Below are 16,046 nucleotides of genomic sequence, written 5' to 3'. Positions count from 1 at the left end.
AAGGATCACAAAACAGACAGAGGGGTTTACAACGACACCGTAGGTGGCATGTCGATTTCGCCGACGTGCGAATCCCCGAGCGCACACTGAGCGAAAGGCCCTGGCGCTTATGAACACCACGGTCAGCTGCGAGCTGCACCTGCGCCTCGTTGTATCGAGCGAGTCCTCACTGCCTGTACCCGCGGGCCTGCGGTATGACACGGCCGATCCTTACGCCGTGCACGCCACCTTCCACACCGGAGCCGAGGAGACGGTCGAGTGGGTGTTCGCCCGCGACCTTCTGGCCGAGGGGCTGCACCGGCCCACCGGCACGGGCGACGTCCGCGTATGGCCCTCACGCAGCCAGGGCCAGGGCGTCGTCTGCATCGCGCTCAGCTCTCCGGAGGGTGAAGCCCTGCTGGAGGCCCCGGCGCGAGCCCTGGAATCCTTCCTCAAGCGAACCGACGCGGCGGTGCCACCCGGCACCGAGCATCGCCACTTCGACCTCGACACAGAGCTGTCTCACATCCTGGCCGAGAGCTGAGCCAGACCGAGAGCTGCACGGCGCCGTCCGACTCGGGGAGACGGCGCCGCGCGGACAACCACATACGGCGGACAGCGACGCCGTCGCCGCGGACTCCACCGCGACGACGGCGTCGTTCGCGCTTCCGGCCCTGTGCGCCCCGGAACACGGCCTAAGATCTGCGGAACCCGGCGGGCACCGGTCCGCAGCAGGCCAGGGAGCGAATCGTGCAGATCCCCCACGACACCCGCAACGCCCTTGAGACCGTCGTCAGTCTGGTGAACACGATCCCCGAGGCCGGCGGTGCGGACGGGCTCGGCGATGTCGAGGCCCTGTACGACTTCGCACGGACCCACCGCATCAGTGGCGTCGGCGACCTCGGTCCCCGCGATCTGCGGGCCGTACAGGAGGTACGTACGCGCTTCGCCGAGGTGTTCGCGGGGCCCGGTCCCCGCGAGGCGTCCGAGCTGATCAACCGGTTGGTGGCCGCCGCCGGCACGACCCCGCAACTGACGGATCACGACGGCTACGACTGGCATGTGCACTACTTCGCCCCGGACGCGTCGGTGGCCGACCACCTCGCCGCCGACTGCGGCATGGCGCTGGCGTTCATCGTGGTGGCGGGCGAACAGGAGCGGCTGCGGCGCTGCGAGGCGCCGGACTGCGGGCACGCCTTCGTCGACCTGTCGCGCAACCGCTCGCGCCGTTACTGCGACAGCCGCACCTGCGGCAACAGGCTGCATGTGGCCGCCTACCGGGCACGCCGCAAGGAAGCGGCCGGCTGAGCGTCACAGCAGGAACAGATCATGGACCGCCGCCATCAGCAGCAGGGTGCCGATCACCGCCAGGAAGATCATCAAGGGCGGCTGGGAGAGCGCGAACAGACAACCGCGCGGCTCTTCGGTGGGTGCGGGATTTGTGCCCCGTGAGGTATCGAGCATCTCCGGGTGATCATGACGCAGGCCACGGTCCGCCGAACAACCAACACGCGTCCCGGCGGGGCGAGTTCGTCAGATTCCCGGCAAACGTCCACCCCCTGAGACGGACCGGGCTCCGGAAGCCTCCCCGGTCAGATGCCGTGCTTCTTGAGGATGGCCTCGACATCGCTGAAATCGTCACCGGAGTCGGTGCCGCCCTGCTTCTTCGCCTTGGTCGCCTTCGGCTGCGCCGCAGGCGCCTTGGACGCTCCGAGCGAGGGCGCGGAGGCCGCCGGCGCGACCGCGTCGCGCTGCGCCGCCTTGGCCGCCGCCCTGCGTTCCTTACGGCTCCCGACGCCCGCGCGCCGTTCCACCATCCGTGTCGTCATGAACAGCAGCCAGGAGACTCCGAGGAGCCCGACACCCACCCACGCGGTCGGGCTGAACGCCTTGTCGGCGAGCCACTGGACGACGCCGGTCATCACGAGCGCGACCGGTACCAGTGAGTAGGCGGCGATCCTGGTCGCCGCCAGGAATCGCTTGCGGTAGGCGGTGATCGCCGCGATACCGAGGCCGGCAGCGGACACCGCGGAACAAATGGTCTCGGCAATCATCCGGTCCTCCAGGCGTGGCGCCGTCGTAGGTCAGGTCAGTCCTGTCGCACGTGCCGGTGGTAGGCCGACATGTCGACCACTCCATCCTGCACCTCCCGGCGGGGTGGAGGCCACGGTCTGTGGGGACCTCAGGGAGATCTCCGGGGTTCGCCTCCTCCCCAGGTCCCGGTCGGGAGCGGGTCCGGGGACCTGGAAGACTGACCGCATGAGTGACACCTCCCCCGCCGGCCCCGTCGTCCTCGACGTCTGGTGCGAGCTCCAGTGCGCCGACTGCCACACCGCGCTGGCGGACCTGCACGCGCTGCGGGCGCGCTACGGCGACCAACTGGACGTACGGCTGCGGCACTTCCCCCTGGACAAGCACCGGCACTCCTTCGCCGCCGCCCAGGCGGCCGAGGAAGCGGTCGAGCAGGGCCAGGGCTGGGCCTACGCGGAGGCCGTACTGGCCCGCACCGCGGAGCTGGCCACCCGGGGCGAACCGCTGCTGCTGGAGGTCGCCCGTCAACTGGGCCTGGACGACGAGGAGTTCGACACCGCGCTGATCGACGGCCGGCACACGCTGATCGTCGACGCCAACCAGGCCGAGGGCAAGGCGATCGGCGTGACCGGCACCCCTACGTATGTCATCGGCGGCGAACGGCTCGACGGCGGCAAGAGCCAGGACGGGCTGCGCGAGCGCGTCGAGGAGATCGCCGACCGGCTGCTCGCCGGATCCTGACACCCGCTCACGTGGGGTGCCGCGTCAGAGCAGCGCTTTGACGACGTTGCGGTACGTGGTCGCGTACCCGAGGGATTCGTAGAGGCCGATCGCCGGGGTGTTGCCCGTGAAGACGTGCAGCCCCAGGGCGCCCGCCCCCTTCGCGTGGGCGATCCGCTCGGCGTGCAGCATCAGCGCGCGGCCGTAGCCCTTGCCGCGCTGTCCGGCCGCCACCACCACGTCGTAGACGAACGCGTCGACCACACCGGGGCCGGCCTCCCGCGTGCTCACCCACACCTGGCCCACCGCCTGCCCGTCGTGCGTCAGGACCTCGATCGAGGCGCCGGGGGTGGCGAGGCCGTCCCGCAGGTGCTCCAGGCGGCCGGACTCGGCCTTGGCGGCGGCCTGGTCCGGCGGCAGGCCCCGGTCGATCCAGCTCTGCCGGAAGCCGCCGAGCGAGTGCTCCTCCCAGACCCCGTACTCCGACTCGTCCATCCCTCTGCCGACGAGTCCGGGCGCCAGGGCCGGCGGCTCCTGGCCCAGGGCCTTGAGCATGTTCCTGCTGCGTTCCGTATAGCCCAGCGACTCCAGCAGCCCCAGCGCACCCTGGGCGTCGGCCGGGACGGAGGCGATCACCTGGCCGCAGCCCCAGCTTCGCAGGACCTCCTCGGCGGCCAGCGCGGCGATCGTGCCCCGGCCGCGGCGCCGGTTCGGCTCGTCGATCCGCACGTGGCGCAGGACGCCCGCCGGGGTGCCGAACGCGCCGTCCATGCCGAGGTCGATCACGCCCACGGGGCGGCTGTTGTCACACACGTCGTAGGTGCGTGACGTCATACCGTCATCGGTCTTCTGAAGCGGCCCGGTCGGCCGCAGAGTCGTGGTCATCAGGGGAGTTCTACCCACCGCGCCGCCCGACGTCATCGGGTTTTACGGATCGAGGTCGGCCGCCGCGCGCTCCTCGAAGACCCGCACGGCCTTGGCGGTGACCGGACCGGGGGCGCCGGGCAGCTCACGGCCGTCGACGCGGTGGACGGCCTGTACGTCGCGCAGCGACGACGTCACGAAGACCTCTTCGGCCCGCTCGAGCGCGTCGAACGGCAGCCGGGTCTCATGGGCGCCGGTCCACTCCACCGTCAGCGCGCGGGTGATCCCCGCCAGGGCGCCCGAAGAGAGGGGCGGGGTGTGGAGTCGGCCGTCCAGGACGACGAAGACGTTGGAGCCCGTGCCCTCGCACAGATCCCCCACCGTGTTCGCGAACAGCGCCTCGGACGCGCCCTGTTCACGGGCGCGGGCGAGGGCGACGACGTTCTCGGCGTACGACGTGGTCTTGAGCCCGGTCACCGCGCCGCGTTCGTTGCGCACCCAGGGGACGGTGATCACCGCGGTGGTGTCGGGGCGGCGCTTCGACTCCCCGACCGCCACGACCAGCGTCGGTCCCGCGTCGCCCCGGTCGGAGCCGAGCGGCGACAGACCGCCGGTGTACGTGATCCGCAGCCGGCCCATGTCCACCGGATTGGCTTCCAGGACGGCGGCGCACGCCGCGCGCACCTCGTCGTGGTCGGGATCGGGCAGTCCGAGACCGCGCGCCGAGCGGGTCAGCCGGTCCAGATGCCGGGTGAGGGCGAAGGGCCGCCCCTGGACGGACTTCACCGTCTCGAAGACTCCGTCGCCCACGGTCAGCCCGTGGTCGAGCACGGAAACCTGTGCGGCGTCGGCCGCCCGCAGTCCGCCGTTGACCCAGATCATCACCAGCCGGTCCTTCCTGTCGCCTCGTACACTCCCGACGCTACCGCCAGCAGCCGCGACGCCTTCAGTTCTGTCTCCTGCCACTCCCGCTCGGGGTCGGATCCCCAGGTGATGCCCGCGCCGGTGCCGAACCGGACTACGGGCCCCAGCGGGGGGTGCCGCTCGATCCAGAACGTCCGTATACCGACGGCGAGTTCGGCCGTGCCCCGGTCGGCGTCGACCCAGCCGACGGCGCCGCAGTACGGTCCGCGCGGTGCGGTCTCCAGGGCCTCGATAATCTTCAGCGCGCTTGATTTCGGCGCGCCGGTGACCGATCCGGGCGGGAAGGTCGCGGCCAGCAGCTCGCTCCAGCCCGCGCCGGCGGCGAGTTCGCCGCGCACCGTCGACACGAGATGGACGAGCCCGGGGTGGGGCTCGACGGCGCACAGGGCGGGCACGGTCACGGATCCGGTGGCGCAGACGCGGCCGAGGTCGTTGCGGACGAGGTCCACGATCATCACGTTCTCGGCGTGGTCCTTCTCCAGCAGGTCGGCGGCGGTGCGGCCGGTTCCCTTGATGGGTCCGGACTCCACGGTGCGGCCGGTGCGCCGCAGATACAGCTCCGGGGACGCGGTGGCGATCTCCACGCCGTGCGCGGGCAGCCGGATCGTGCCGGCGTACGGGGCGGGGTTGCCGCGCGCCAGGAGGGCGGTCAGCGCGTCGACGTCGGCCGCGTCCGGGGCGGGCAGCGGGGCGGTCAGGACGCGGCAGAGGTTGGCCTGGTAGACCTCGCCCGCCGCGATGAGTTCGCGGACGCGTCGTACACCCGAGAGGTACGCGGCGCGGTCGAGCGACGTCGTCCAGTCGCCCGCGGCGGGGCCCCGCCACCACCCGGGGACGGGCGCGGGCACCGGTTCGCGGCGCACGTCGCCGAACCGGGCACAGGTGAGCCGGCCCTCGAAGTCCATGGCGACGGCCCAGAAGCCGCTGGAGTCCAGGGCGGCCGGGTCACGGGTGACGTCGCGCAGATCGGTGGCGACGAGGTCACCGAAGCGGGCGAGCGGAGGGAGGTCGGGCACAGTGGTGAGTCTAGGACGGCTCACCGGACGCACCACGAAGTGCCGCGAGGGCGCGGTGGAGGTGCCGCAGTGTGAACGCACGGCAGCACGCTGCACAAACGCGTTTTTGTACTGGCCCCGTAATCCGCTAGAGTTCACCACGTCGCCGGGCCGCGTAGTAGGGACCGGGAAACGGCACGCGGACGTAGCTCAGTTGGTAGAGCGCAACCTTGCCAAGGTTGAGGTCGCCAGTTCGAACCTGGTCGTCCGCTCGAGATGGGGGATTCATTCCCGGCCCCCGTACTCCTGGTGGAGTGGCCGAGAGGCGAGGCAACGGCCTGCAAAGCCGTCTACACGGGTTCAAATCCCGTCTCCACCTCCAAGGACGATTAGCTCAGCGGGAGAGCGCTTCCCTGACACGGAAGAGGTCACTGGTTCAATCCCAGTATCGTCCACTGGATCCACTTGGATTCCCGCGCGATTAGCTCAGCGGGAGAGCGCTTCCCTGACACGGAAGAGGTCACTGGTTCAATCCCAGTATCGCGCACGCAGTACACGCGGGATCACCCCGCGCGATTAGCTCAGCGGGAGAGCGCTTCCCTGACACGGAAGAGGTCACTGGTTCAATCCCAGTATCGCGCACAGACCGAAGCCCCCGGCCCTTGCGGCCGGGGGCTTCGTCGTGCGTACGGGCTGCTCAGAAGGTCAGGACGGTCAGGACGGTCAGGACGGTCAGGACGAGAAGAGCATCCGGCCGAAGCCCTTCTGGCGGTGGTGACCGCCGTGGTGACCGCCGCCGTGCGGCGCGCCCCACGCGGGAGCCGGCGCGGCGGCGGCGGGATAGCCGGGGGCCCCCTGGGCGGGGTAGCCGCCGGGGGCCGCGGGCGGGGGCGGGGCCTGCTGTCCCCACTGCGCCTCAAGACGGGTCAGGGACTCCAGCTCGCCGTAGTCGAGGAAGATCCCCCGGCAGCCGCTGCACTGTTCTATCTGGACACCGTTGCGGTTGTACGTATGCATCGCTGCATGGCACTTGGGGCACTGCATTGATCGGCTCAGCTCCTCGCCGTTCGGTCGGCATCGCCGGAATGCCTTCCGGCGACGGTCCGTTCACCTTACGACGACGGCCCGGCCGCCAACTCCGTTGGGAGTGTGGCAATTCGGGCACAGGTCTCGATCATCGTCTCCTCCACCTCGTCCAGTTCACGGCCCTGCTCGGCCGACTTGGCGACGGCGAGCGCGGCGGTCTGGACGGTGAGGGCGCGGGCGGCGGCGTCGAGCCGGGGCCAGGGGTCGCCGTCGGGCGGTACGGCGGGGCCGCCCGCGGCACGGTAGGCGCCGAGGAAACGCAGCCACTCGCCGGGGCTCAGCAGTCCGGCGGCGTACCAGGCGGCGGGGCGGGCCAAGTCCCAGGCGGCGTCGCCGAGTCCGAGGTCGTCCACGTCGATCAGCAGCCAGGGGCCGTCCGCCACGGGGTGCCGCACGAGCTGGCCGAGGTGGAGGTCGCCGTGGCACAGGGAACCGCCGGCGGGTGCGGGCGCCTCGTCCCTGGCCCAGGCGGGCAGCCCCGCCCAGGCACGCTCCACGTCGGCGGCGGCCGGGTGGCGTCCGGCTGCCCGCATCCGGGAGAGGGCCTGGGCGGCCTTGAGGGGGCCGCGCATGGGCGGGACGGACAGGGGAGCGAGGACGGCGGGCGTTACGGCGTGCAGGCGGGCCAGCAGCGTCGCCGCCGCCTCCCAGGGCGCGTCGTCGGGGCGGTCGGGGTCGACGGGGGTGCCGTAGGGCCAGGCGGTGACGGGGCGGCCCGCGAGGTGCTGAGTGGCCGCGGTGAGCGGTGGCAGCAGGATTCCGGCGAGCAGTGGATGGGCGGCGACGCAGAGACGGGCGCGGTGCGCGGCCGGGTCGGTGCCGGGCGCATGGGCCTTGGCGACGGCGGCCCCGTGCCGTACGACCACACCGTCGGACCGGTCGGCCAGCACCGTCTCGTCATGTCCGCAGGCGTGGCAGGGGTGCGGGGGGTTGGCCGGGGAGCCCGCGTCGGGGTGGGCGGCGTGCCGCGCGGCGGCGCTGAGCGCGGGTACGACGGACGTGGTAGTCGCCGTTCTCACGGATGTGGTCACGATGGTGTCCCCCGGTGCGGTGTGTTCCCGCCGGGAGCCTACGTGGGGCGGGGCGTTACGAGGTCCGGAAAATGGGTCCGGACAGCGCGATGGCCGGTCAGCTCCCCAGCTAACCGGCCAAACGCTGCCGTCCGCCGCACCCCCGTCCCCACGGGGTTGTTGGCCGGATGTCTGTGGTTCGGGCCGCTCTCCCGAACCTGGGGCGCCGCTCAGCGCCCCAGCATCACGCCCACGGACGACGCTTGTGTGACCACTGCTTCCCAGCCGCCGAATACGACGACCAGCAGGGCCGCGAGAGGGAGAACCATGGCGGTCGCCACCAGGGGGTGGCGCGAACCGGAATTCCGCCCGCCGAACGCGTCGAACGCCCGTCGTCCCTGTGTGCGGATCATCGCTCGCGATGCCGTGTCGGCCATGGTCCTACTCCTGTCATGTCTGGCAGCGGCGAGTGTCTGACCTCGGGGGACGAGTGCTGCACTCGCCGCTTGACAACAACATTAGGTACACGCGGCGCCCAGGTCGTCATGCCCGCGTACCGATTGCCGGGCCTCCCGGAGGATGAGCGGTACCCCCACCGCGTACTCCCCTGGGTGGAGAGGAGGACTTAGGGCTTGGGGTCTTCCCGGAGGGGACGCTCGGAAAGGTCCTCCCTGGGCACCGGTTGTTCGACCAGAGCGAGCACGCGCGTGGCCATGAAGCGCGCCGTGCGCACCACCGAACCGTTGCGGGTGACTTCACTCACTTCCACCACTCCTCGACGCACCGCCGTCTCCACCCGGCGGCCTGCCCGACTTGCCACGACTTCGTACGTACGCGTCGTGTCACCCGCGTCCACCACTATCTCCACGCGGTCACCCTTCATTGATCCAATCCCCCTTCTGCGACGGACCATTGAGATCTCGCACGGGCCTGAGGACCTTGGATCCGCGGTCCCCTGACCACCCCTCAAGTTTCTCACCCAGCACTGACAATCGATCCGTTCACGAGGGCGCGGCCTATGAGCGCCCCGGGGCGCGGGTACGTAAGCTGTGCCACGTCACACGGACGACCGGGCAGCGGGGATGGACATGGCGATGATGCGGCTCCGGCGCGAGGACCCGCGTGTCGTCGGTTCGTTCAGGCTGCACCGGCGGCTTGGCCAGGGCGGCATGGGCGTCGTGTATCTGGGTTCCGACCGGCGTGGCCAGCGGGTCGCGCTGAAGGTGATCAGGCCCGATCTCGCCGAGGACCAGGAGTTCCGCTCCCGGTTCGCCCGCGAGGTCTCGGCGGCCCGGCGGATCCGCGGGGGCTGTACGGCCCGGCTGGTGGCGGCCGATCTCGACGCGGACCGGCCGTGGTTCGCCACCCAGTACGTACCGGGGCCCTCGCTGCACGACAAGGTCGCCGAGGACGGGCCGCTGACCGCCGCCGAGGTCGCCTCTGTAGGAGCCGCGCTCTCCGAGGGGCTGCTGGCGGTGCACGAGGCGGGCGTCGTCCACCGCGATCTGAAGCCGTCGAACATCCTGCTCTCCCCCAAGGGCCCGCGCATCATCGACTTCGGGATCGCCTGGGCGACCGGGGCGAGCACGCTTACGCATGTCGGTACGGCGGTGGGATCGCCCGGCTTCCTGGCGCCCGAGCAGGTGCGCGGCGCGGCGGTGACCCCGTCGACCGACGTCTTCGCGCTCGGCGCGACCCTGGCGTACGCCGCGACGGCCGACTCGCCCTTCGGGCACGGCAGTTCGGAAGTCATGCTCTACCGGGTGGTGCACGAGGAGGCGCAGCTCTACGGGGTGCCGGACGCGCTGGCGCCGCTCGTGCGGGCCTGTCTGGCGAAGGACCCCGAGGAGCGGCCGAGCACGCTCCAGCTCTCCATGCGGCTCAAGGAGATCGCGGCGAGGGAGGCGCAGGGGCTGCCCGACGGACGGCCGCCGGCGCAGCGGGAGCGGACCGGGCAGGACGTGCCGACGGGCCGGATCGCGGAACGTACGGCGCGGATGCCGCAGCGGACCGAGCGCACGGAGCGTTCGGAGCGGGCGGAGCGGGTCGAGCGTTCGGACCGGGCGGACCGGTCCACTCAGGGCCGTACGGCCGGGGGGCCCGACTCCCGGTCCCAGGGCTCGCGTGGTTCGGCGCCGCGCACGGGCGGCGGCGGGCGTCCGCCGAGGCCCCGTGAAGGCTCGCGTACGGGTTCACGTACGGGCGGCCGTCAGGGCAGCAGGCCGGGTGCGCGTACGACGTCGGGTGGACGCGGCGGGCGCAGGCCGGCCAATCCGCGTCTGCTGCGGCAGCGGCTGATCGTGTTCGTGGTCGTCACGCTGATCGTGGCGCTGGGGATCGCGGCGGCGCAGAAGCTGTGACGCGGGATCAGGCTCGGGGCCGCGTCATGTAGAAGGCGACGGCCGACGTGGCGGCGACGTTGAGGGAGTCCACCCCGGCGTCCATCGGGATACTCACCCGCAGGTCGGCGGCGGCGAGCGCGCCGGCGGTCAGCCCGTCGCCCTCCGTACCGAAGAGGAGCGCGAGCCGGTCGTGGCGCCGCTCGGCGAGTGCGTCGAGGGTGATCGACTTCTCGTCCAGGCAGAGGGCGGCGGTGACGAATCCCGCCTCGCTCAGCAGGGCCGCGTCCTTGGGCCAGGACTCCAGCCGCGTCCAGGGGACCTGGAGGACGGCGCCCATCGAGACCTTCACGGCCCGCCGGTAGAGCGGGTCGGCGCAGCGCGGGGTGAGCAGGACGGCGTCGACGCCGAGCGCCGCCGCGTTACGGAAGGCGGCCCCCAGGTTGGCGTGGTCGACCATGTCCTCGAAGACGGCGGCGCGACGGGCGGTACGCAGCAGATCGGCGGGCGGCGGCAAGGGCTTTCGGCGCATGGAGGCGAGCGCGCCGCGGTGGACGTGGTAGCCGGTGACGCGTTCGGCCAGGTCCGGGGTGACCTGGTAGACGGGTGCGGCCGTCCGGTCGATGACGTCGCGCATGACGTCGGTCCACTTGGCCGTCAGGAGCATGGACCGCATCTCGTAACCGGCCGCGACGGCACGGCGGATGACCTTCTCGCCCTCGGCGATGAACAGGCCCTCGGCGGGCTCGCGCCGGCGGCGCAGTTCGACGTCCGTGAGGTCGGTGTAGTCGGCGAGGCGGGGGTCGGCGGAGCCGTCGGGGGACGGTTCGACGGTGACGATCTCAGCCACGGTGGACGCTTCCGGGGCCGACCGGGACCACGTCGCCGACGACGATGACGGCCGGGGGGCGTACGTCGTGCGCACGGGCGGCTTCGGCGGCCGTCTCCAGTGTGGCGTCCACGCGGCGCTGCGTCGCGGTCGTGCCTTCCTGGATCAGCGCCACGGGGGTCGACGGCGATCTGCCGTGGGCGATGAGGGTCCGGGCGATGGCGCCGATCTTGTCGACCGCCATCAGCAGGACGAGCGTGCCGCGCAGTTGGGCGAGCGCGGGCCAGTTGACCAGGGAGCGCGGGTCGTCGGGCGCCACATGGCCGCTGACCACCGTGAACTCGTGTGCCACGCCCCGGTGTGTGACCGGGATGCCCGCGGCGCCGGGCACGCTGATGGAGCTGGAGATTCCGGGGACGACGGTGCAGGCGATGCCCGCCTCGGCGAGCGCCTGGGCCTCCTCCATGCCGCGGCCGAAGACGAAGGGGTCGCCGCCCTTGAGCCGTACGACCGCCTTGCCCGCCTTGGCGTGCTCGATCAGCGCGTTGTTGATCGCCTCCTGGGCCATGTAGCGGCCGTACGGGATCTTCGCCGCGTCGATCACCTCGACGTGGGGCGGGAGTTCGTCGAGGAGGTCGCGCGGGCCGAGGCGGTCGGCGATGACGACGTCGGCCTCGGCGAGCAGGCGCCTGCCCCGTACGGTGATCAGCTCCGGATCACCGGGGCCGCCGCCGACGAGGGCGACGCCGGGGGTCCTGGTGCGGTGCCGGGGGGCGGCGAGGGTGCCGTCGCGCAGGCCCTCCACGATGGCGTCCCGCACACCGGCGGAGCGGCGCGGGTCGCGTCCGGTGAGGACGGCGACGGTGACGCCCTCGCTGCGGCCGGTGGCCGGGGTCCAGGCGGTGGCTGCCTCGGCGTCGTCGCTGCGTACGCACCAGGTCCTGGTCCGCTCGGCCTCGGCGGAGACGCGGGCGTTCGCCTCGGTGTCGCTGGAGGCGACCAGGACGTACCAGGCGTCGCTCAGGTCGCCGTCGGCGTACGGGCGGCGCTCCCAGCGGAGTTCGCCGGCGTCGGCCATGGCCTCGACGGAGGGGGTCACGGACGGCGAGACGAGCACGATGTCGGCGCCGGTGGCGATGAGGGCCGGGAGCCGGCGCTGGGCGACCTGTCCGCCGCCGATGACGACGACGCGCCGTCCGGCGAGACGGAGTCCGACGGGGTAGGCGGGATGCTCGGCCATGGCGGTACGGGCTCCTCTGGGGGTGGTGCGGGGGGTGTTGGGGTGGTGAAGGGGCTGGTGGGACGCGGTTCCAGCTTAGTGGGGGTGCGGGTGGGTGGTGGGCGGAGCTTTCCCCTACCCGCCCCTTCCCTCAACCGGGGCTGCGCCCCGGGCCCCGTACGGCCTTCGGCCGTGCCCTCAAACGCCGGGCGGGCTGGGTTTCGGGGCTCCGCCCCGGACCCCGCGCCTCAAACGCCGGCGAGGCTGAAGGTGCCCGGTGCTGCGCCAGAAACGCTAGTGAGGCCGAAGATGCCCGGTCCTGCGCCACGAACGCCAGTGAAGCCGAAGATGGCCGGTCCTGCGCCACGAACGCCAGTGAAGCCGAAGATGCCCGGTCCTGCGCCACGAACGTCGGCGAGGCTGGAGATGGCGCCGGAGGGGCTGCATGCGTCGGCGCGGCTGGATGGGAAGCTCGCGGCTATTTCTCCGTCACTCCCGCCGAGTCGAACGTCGCCACCTCGTGCATCGCCCGCGCCGCGCTCTGGACCACCGGGAGCGCCAGCAGGGCGCCCGTGCCCTCGCCCAGGCGCAGGTCCAGGTCCACCAGTGGTCGCAGGCCCAGTTTGTTGAGCGCGGCGACATGGCCCGGTTCGGCGCTGCGGTGGCCCGCGATGCAGGCCGCCAGGGCCTCGGGGGCGATGGCGCGTGCGACGAGGGCCGCCGCTCCCGCGCTCACGCCGTCGAGGATGACCGGCGTACGCAGCGAAGCGCCGCCCAGCAGGAACCCGACGAGCGCCGCCTGCTCCAGACCGCCGAAGGCCGCCAGCACGCCGATCGGGTCGTCCGGGTCGGGGCGGTGCAGTTCGAGGCCGCGGCGCACGACGTCGATCTTGCGCGCGTGCATCTCGTCGTTGATGCCCGTCCCGCGCCCGGTGACCTCGGCGGGGTCGGCGTCCGTGTAGACGGAGATCAACGCGGCGCAGGCCGTGGTGTTCGCGATGCCCATCTCACCGGTGAGCAGGCCCTTGTTGCCCGCCGCCACCAGATCGCGGGCGGTCTCGATGCCCACGTCGATCGCGGCCAGCACCTCTTCGCGGGTCAGCGCGGGCCCGGTCGTGAAGTCGGCCGTGCCGGGACGGACCTTGCGGGGCAACAGGCCGGGGGTGGCGGGCAGTTCGCCCGCGACGCCGACGTCGATGACACAGACCTCAGCGCCGACCTGATTCGCGAAGGCGTTGCAGACCGCGCCGCCGCCGAGGAAGTTGGCGACCATCTGCGCCGTCACCTCCTGGGGCCAGTGGGTGACGCCCTGCGCGTGCACACCGTGGTCGCCCGCGAAGACCGCGACGGCCGCGGGCTCCGGGATCGGCGGCGGGCACATCCGGGACAGTCCGCTGAGCTGCGCGGAGATGATCTCCAGCATGCCGAGCGCCCCGGCGGGCTTCGTCATCCGCTTCTGCCGCTCCCACGCCTCGCCGAGCGCCTTGGCGTCGAGCGGGCGGATTCCGGCGATCGTCTCCTTGAGGAGGTCGTGGGGCTCCTCGCCGGGCAGGGCCCGGCGGCCGTACGTCTCCTCGTGGACGACCCAGGACAGCGGGCGGCGCTTGGACCAGCCCGCCTGCGTCAGCTCGGGCTCCTCGGGGAACTCGTCGACGTACCCCACGCACAGATACGCCACGACGTCCAGGTGCTCGGGGAGCCCGAGCGCGCGGACCATCTCACGCTCGTCGAAGAAGCTGACCCAGCCGACGCCGAGTCCTTCGGCGCGGGCGGCGAGCCACAGGTTCTCCACGGCGAGGGCGGAGGAGTACGGCGCCATCTGCGGCTGTGTGTGGCGGCCGAGGGTGTGCCGGCCGCCGCGCGTGGGGTCGGCCGTGACGACGATGTTCACCGGGGTGTCGAGGATGGCCTCGATCTTCAGTTCCTTGAACTGCTTGGCCCGGCCCTTGGGGAGCGACTTGGCGAAGGCGTCGCGCTGGCGCTGGGCCAACTCGTGCATGGTCTGCCGGGTCTCGGCGGAACGGATGACGACGAAGTCCCAGGGCTGCGAGTGGCCGACGCTGGGGGCGGTGTGCGCGGCTTCGAGGACGCGCAGCAGGACCTCGTGCGGGATCGGGTCGGAGCGGAAGCCGTTACGGATGTCGCGGCGTTCGCGCATCACGCGCAGGACGGCCTCGCGCTCGGCGTCGTCGTAGCCGGGGGCGGGGGGTGACGCGTCGTCGGCGACGGCGGGGGGCTCCGGCTCGGCGTCGGGCACCGGGGTCGGGGCCTCGACGGGAACCACGGGAACGGCGGGAGTTGTGGGCTCCGGGCCGGGCGCCGGTACGGGCTCGGCCACCTCCACGGCCGGTACGGGCTCGGGCTCCACCGGGTCGGGCTGTACGGGCTCGGGCTCGGCGTCCGCCTGTACGGGCTCCGGCTCGGGCTGTGCCGGGGCGGCCACCGGGTCCGCACCGGGCAGCGCTATCGGCTCGCGCTTCTCCTCGGCCTCGACCTGCTCCACCGGCTCGACGGGCCGGGCGGGCCCGGCGGCCGGGGTCTCGTCCACGGTCACCGCGTCGGGCGCGGGAAGGGGCTCGGGCGCGGGATCCGCCACGGGCTCCTCGGCCACCGGCTCGGGTGCGGGCCGGGGTTCGGGCTCCGGCTCGGGCTCCGGCTCAGGGGTCGGCTCGGGCTCGGGAGCCTGTTCGGCCACCACGTCCGGCACCGGTACGGGCTCCGGCTCGGGGGCGACTTCCGGCGCCTGAACAACCGGCTCCGGGACGACCGTTTCTGCGGGAGCCTCGGGGACCGCCGCTTCGGCGACCGCCTGCGGCTCGGCCACCGCGATCTCCGCCACCGCGATCTCCGCCACCGGGGTCTCGGACTGCGGCGGCAGCGAGTCCCACGGGTCCGCCCCCTGCATGGGGATCGCGCCGAGCTGCGGCCCCGGCAGCGCCGCGGCCTCCTCGCGCGGGATGTCCAGATACTGGGGGCCGACCGTGGGCGGCCCCTGTGTCCGTACCCGAACGGGGTTCGGCGGCGTACTCGTAGGGCCGCGGTCGGCGAGGGAACGCACCACGCCACCCGTGGAGTCGGGCATCGGCGGACCCATGTGCAGCGGGCGGCGCGCGGGCGGCGGCGTCGGTGTGGACGTGGCGGTCGGGATCCGTACAGCACCGAGGTCGACCGAGCCCGAGTCCCGGCCACCGGCTTCGTGCGCGCCCGGCTCGGGCGCGGGCGCCGTCGCTTCCTGAGCCGCCTCCGGCGCGGGGGTGGGGTTGGGGGCGGGGGCGGATGCGGGTGCTTCGGTGGCCTCCGGGACCACTTCGGCGACTTGCTGGGGAGCCGTCTCCACGACAACCGGAGTCGGAGCCTCCGCAGGGGCCTCCGCCGCCACCGCGAACTCGGCTTGCGGCGCCACAGGTTGCACGGGCTGCACGGGCTGCACGGGCTGCATCTGCATATGGGCCATGTCCGGCGCCGGATACTCGGTCGGTGGCTGGTACGCCACCTGCCCGTGCCCCGACGACTCGGACTCATACTCGGGCTGCGAGTAAGTGGCGAGTCGCGACTGCGGCTGCGGCTGCGACGGCGACTGCGGCGCGAACTCGGCTTGCGCCGCCGGAACGGGCTCCGGCTCGGGCACGGGCACGGCATAGGCGGCGGACGTGAGCGGGTCCGCCGGCGGCGCCGGCTGCGGATCGCCCCAAGCCCCCTGCGAACTCGGCATCAGCAGAAGGTCGTCGTCCTCGGGAGCACTGTCGGAGGGGCCCAGGTAGGCGTAGGAGCCGGCAGCGGGGTCGCCCGGCTGCTCCACCATGCCTGCGTTCTCCGGCTGTCCCTCGTCCGGGACCTGGCCGGTGTCAGTCATGCGTACCCCTCGCCCATTGGTTGTGCTCCTTCGGCCCTTCGACCGGGGCCCCCGATTCGACGGCGCGTCCAGCACCCGTCAGTGACAACGAGCGTGGGCGCCGCGCGGCACGAATCGAGCCGTTGCCCGCACGTATTCTCGCGGCCCTTCGACACCGACACACGGTGATCCGCGGTGGTGTTCTGTGGGCTGCGCCA

The 16,046-nt window shown here is 72.4% G+C and carries 16 protein-coding genes and 5 tRNA genes; 9 read left to right on the top strand and 12 right to left on the bottom strand.

Going from position 1 to position 16,046, the window contains the following annotated elements; genetic code table 11:
* The first annotated feature begins 109 nt into the window (after positions 1 to 109).
* Positions 110 to 523, top strand: a complete 414-nt coding sequence (locus OG329_RS35360; RefSeq protein WP_023542925.1) for an SsgA family sporulation/cell division regulator — start codon at positions 110 to 112, stop codon at positions 521 to 523.
* Positions 524 to 729: 206 nt separating this feature from the next.
* Entirely contained in the window at positions 730 to 1,287 is a 558-nt protein-coding gene (locus tag OG329_RS35355) for a CGNR zinc finger domain-containing protein (RefSeq protein ID WP_405800679.1), read from the top strand.
* Between the two features lie 3 nt (positions 1,288 to 1,290).
* Here OG329_RS35355 and OG329_RS35350 read toward each other — a convergent pair whose 3' ends face one another.
* Both OG329_RS35350 and OG329_RS35345 read right to left on the bottom strand, forming a co-directional pair.
* Positions 1,291 to 1,443: a hypothetical protein gene (locus tag OG329_RS35350; protein ID WP_203233637.1), complete on the bottom strand. Its 153-nt coding sequence runs from the start codon at positions 1,441 to 1,443 to the stop codon at positions 1,291 to 1,293.
* 128 nt (positions 1,444 to 1,571) lie between these two features.
* Positions 1,572 to 2,033, bottom strand: a complete 462-nt coding sequence (locus OG329_RS35345; RefSeq protein ID WP_405800678.1) for a hypothetical protein — start codon at positions 2,031 to 2,033, stop codon at positions 1,572 to 1,574.
* Positions 2,034 to 2,238: 205 nt separating this feature from the next.
* Between OG329_RS35345 and OG329_RS35340 the strand changes: the two genes are divergently transcribed.
* The gene (locus OG329_RS35340; RefSeq protein ID WP_405800677.1) at positions 2,239 to 2,751 is read left to right on the top strand and encodes a DsbA family protein; all 513 of its coding nucleotides are present in this window, start codon (positions 2,239 to 2,241) and stop codon (positions 2,749 to 2,751) included.
* Between the two features lie 24 nt (positions 2,752 to 2,775).
* On the opposite strand, the gene OG329_RS35335 is transcribed toward OG329_RS35340, so the two are convergent.
* The 3 genes from OG329_RS35335 to OG329_RS35325 are packed head-to-tail and all read right to left on the bottom strand — an operon-like array spanning position 2,776 to position 5,534.
* A complete protein-coding gene (locus tag OG329_RS35335; protein WP_405800675.1) occupies positions 2,776 to 3,615 on the bottom strand; it encodes a GNAT family N-acetyltransferase in 840 nt (279 codons plus the stop codon).
* Between the two features lie 42 nt (positions 3,616 to 3,657).
* Positions 3,658 to 4,479: an aminotransferase class IV gene (locus tag OG329_RS35330; protein ID WP_405800673.1), complete on the bottom strand. Its 822-nt coding sequence runs from the start codon at positions 4,477 to 4,479 to the stop codon at positions 3,658 to 3,660.
* Entirely contained in the window at positions 4,476 to 5,534 is a 1,059-nt protein-coding gene (locus OG329_RS35325; protein ID WP_405800672.1) for a chorismate-binding protein, read from the bottom strand. Before OG329_RS35325 ends, OG329_RS35330 begins: the two co-directional genes overlap by 4 nt.
* 178 nt (positions 5,535 to 5,712) lie before the next feature.
* Between OG329_RS35325 and OG329_RS35320 the strand changes: the two genes are divergently transcribed.
* From OG329_RS35320 to OG329_RS35300, 5 genes are all read left to right on the top strand, one after another.
* Positions 5,713 to 5,785, top strand: a tRNA-Gly gene (locus OG329_RS35320).
* Between the two features lie 36 nt (positions 5,786 to 5,821).
* A tRNA-Cys gene (locus tag OG329_RS35315) sits at positions 5,822 to 5,895 on the top strand.
* A 1-nt stretch (position 5,896) separates the two neighbouring features.
* Positions 5,897 to 5,968, top strand: a tRNA-Val gene (locus tag OG329_RS35310).
* Positions 5,969 to 5,988: 20 nt separating this feature from the next.
* A tRNA-Val gene (locus tag OG329_RS35305) sits at positions 5,989 to 6,060 on the top strand.
* Between the two features lie 23 nt (positions 6,061 to 6,083).
* Positions 6,084 to 6,155, top strand: a tRNA-Val gene (locus tag OG329_RS35300).
* A gap of 90 nt (positions 6,156 to 6,245) precedes the next feature.
* Here OG329_RS35300 and OG329_RS35295 read toward each other — a convergent pair.
* From OG329_RS35295 to OG329_RS35280, 4 genes are all read right to left on the bottom strand, one after another.
* Entirely contained in the window at positions 6,246 to 6,557 is a 312-nt protein-coding gene (locus OG329_RS35295) for a zf-TFIIB domain-containing protein (protein WP_405800670.1), read from the bottom strand.
* A gap of 68 nt (positions 6,558 to 6,625) precedes the next feature.
* A complete protein-coding gene (locus tag OG329_RS35290) occupies positions 6,626 to 7,618 on the bottom strand; it encodes a phosphotransferase family protein (protein ID WP_405800668.1) in 993 nt (330 codons plus the stop codon).
* Positions 7,619 to 7,839: 221 nt separating this feature from the next.
* Positions 7,840 to 8,046, bottom strand: a complete 207-nt coding sequence (locus OG329_RS35285; RefSeq protein WP_382570012.1) for a hypothetical protein — start codon at positions 8,044 to 8,046, stop codon at positions 7,840 to 7,842.
* Between the two features lie 188 nt (positions 8,047 to 8,234).
* Positions 8,235 to 8,492 (bottom strand): hypothetical protein, encoded by a 258-nt coding sequence (locus OG329_RS35280; protein ID WP_405800667.1) that lies wholly within the window; start codon positions 8,490 to 8,492, stop codon positions 8,235 to 8,237.
* A gap of 205 nt (positions 8,493 to 8,697) precedes the next feature.
* On the opposite strand from OG329_RS35280, the gene OG329_RS35275 reads away from it, so the two are divergent.
* Positions 8,698 to 9,969, top strand: coding sequence for a protein kinase domain-containing protein (locus OG329_RS35275; protein WP_405802191.1), 1,272 nt, complete (start codon positions 8,698 to 8,700; stop codon positions 9,967 to 9,969).
* Between the two features lie 7 nt (positions 9,970 to 9,976).
* On the opposite strand, the gene OG329_RS35270 is transcribed toward OG329_RS35275, so the two are convergent.
* From OG329_RS35270 to cobT, 3 genes are all read right to left on the bottom strand, one after another.
* The gene (locus OG329_RS35270) at positions 9,977 to 10,798 is read right to left on the bottom strand and encodes a TrmH family RNA methyltransferase (protein ID WP_405800666.1); all 822 of its coding nucleotides are present in this window, start codon (positions 10,796 to 10,798) and stop codon (positions 9,977 to 9,979) included.
* Positions 10,791 to 12,017 (bottom strand): uroporphyrinogen-III C-methyltransferase, encoded by a 1,227-nt coding sequence (gene cobA, locus OG329_RS35265; protein WP_405800664.1) that lies wholly within the window; start codon positions 12,015 to 12,017, stop codon positions 10,791 to 10,793. The genes OG329_RS35270 and cobA overlap by 8 nt, the downstream gene beginning before the upstream one ends.
* 457 nt (positions 12,018 to 12,474) lie before the next feature.
* Positions 12,475 to 15,849, bottom strand: a complete 3,375-nt coding sequence (cobT, locus tag OG329_RS35260; protein ID WP_405800663.1) for a nicotinate-nucleotide--dimethylbenzimidazole phosphoribosyltransferase — start codon at positions 15,847 to 15,849, stop codon at positions 12,475 to 12,477.
* Between the last annotated feature and the right edge of the window lie 197 nt (positions 15,850 to 16,046).

Source organism: Streptomyces sp. NBC_01506 (assembly GCF_045040295.1).
In the GTDB taxonomy this organism is placed as follows: Bacteria; Actinomycetota; Actinomycetes; order Streptomycetales; family Streptomycetaceae; genus Streptomyces.
The sequence above is the reverse complement of the archived record's forward strand: the minus strand, read 5'-3'. Positions and strand labels throughout refer to the sequence as shown.

Bases quoted from the DNA above. Each gene is read 5' to 3' on its own strand.
- OG329_RS35360 (WP_023542925.1), top strand. From the start codon at position 110: ATGAACACCACGGTCAGCTGCGAGCTGCACCTGCGCCTCGTTGTATCG.
- OG329_RS35350 (WP_203233637.1), bottom strand. From the start codon at position 1,443: ATGCTCGATACCTCACGGGGCACAAATCCCGCACCCACCGAAGAGCCG.
- OG329_RS35345 (WP_405800678.1), bottom strand. From the start codon at position 2,033: ATGATTGCCGAGACCATTTGTTCCGCGGTGTCCGCTGCCGGCCTCGGT.
- OG329_RS35340 (WP_405800677.1), top strand. From the start codon at position 2,239: ATGAGTGACACCTCCCCCGCCGGCCCCGTCGTCCTCGACGTCTGGTGC.
- OG329_RS35335 (WP_405800675.1), bottom strand. From the start codon at position 3,615: ATGACCACGACTCTGCGGCCGACCGGGCCGCTTCAGAAGACCGATGAC.
- OG329_RS35295 (WP_405800670.1), bottom strand. From the start codon at position 6,557: ATGCAGTGCCCCAAGTGCCATGCAGCGATGCATACGTACAACCGCAAC.
- OG329_RS35285 (WP_382570012.1), bottom strand. From the start codon at position 8,046: ATGGCCGACACGGCATCGCGAGCGATGATCCGCACACAGGGACGACGG.
- OG329_RS35280 (WP_405800667.1), bottom strand. From the start codon at position 8,492: ATGAAGGGTGACCGCGTGGAGATAGTGGTGGACGCGGGTGACACGACG.
- OG329_RS35275 (WP_405802191.1), top strand. From the start codon at position 8,698: ATGGCGATGATGCGGCTCCGGCGCGAGGACCCGCGTGTCGTCGGTTCG.
- cobA (WP_405800664.1), bottom strand. From the start codon at position 12,017: ATGGCCGAGCATCCCGCCTACCCCGTCGGACTCCGTCTCGCCGGACGG.
- cobT (WP_405800663.1), bottom strand. From the start codon at position 15,849: ATGACTGACACCGGCCAGGTCCCGGACGAGGGACAGCCGGAGAACGCA.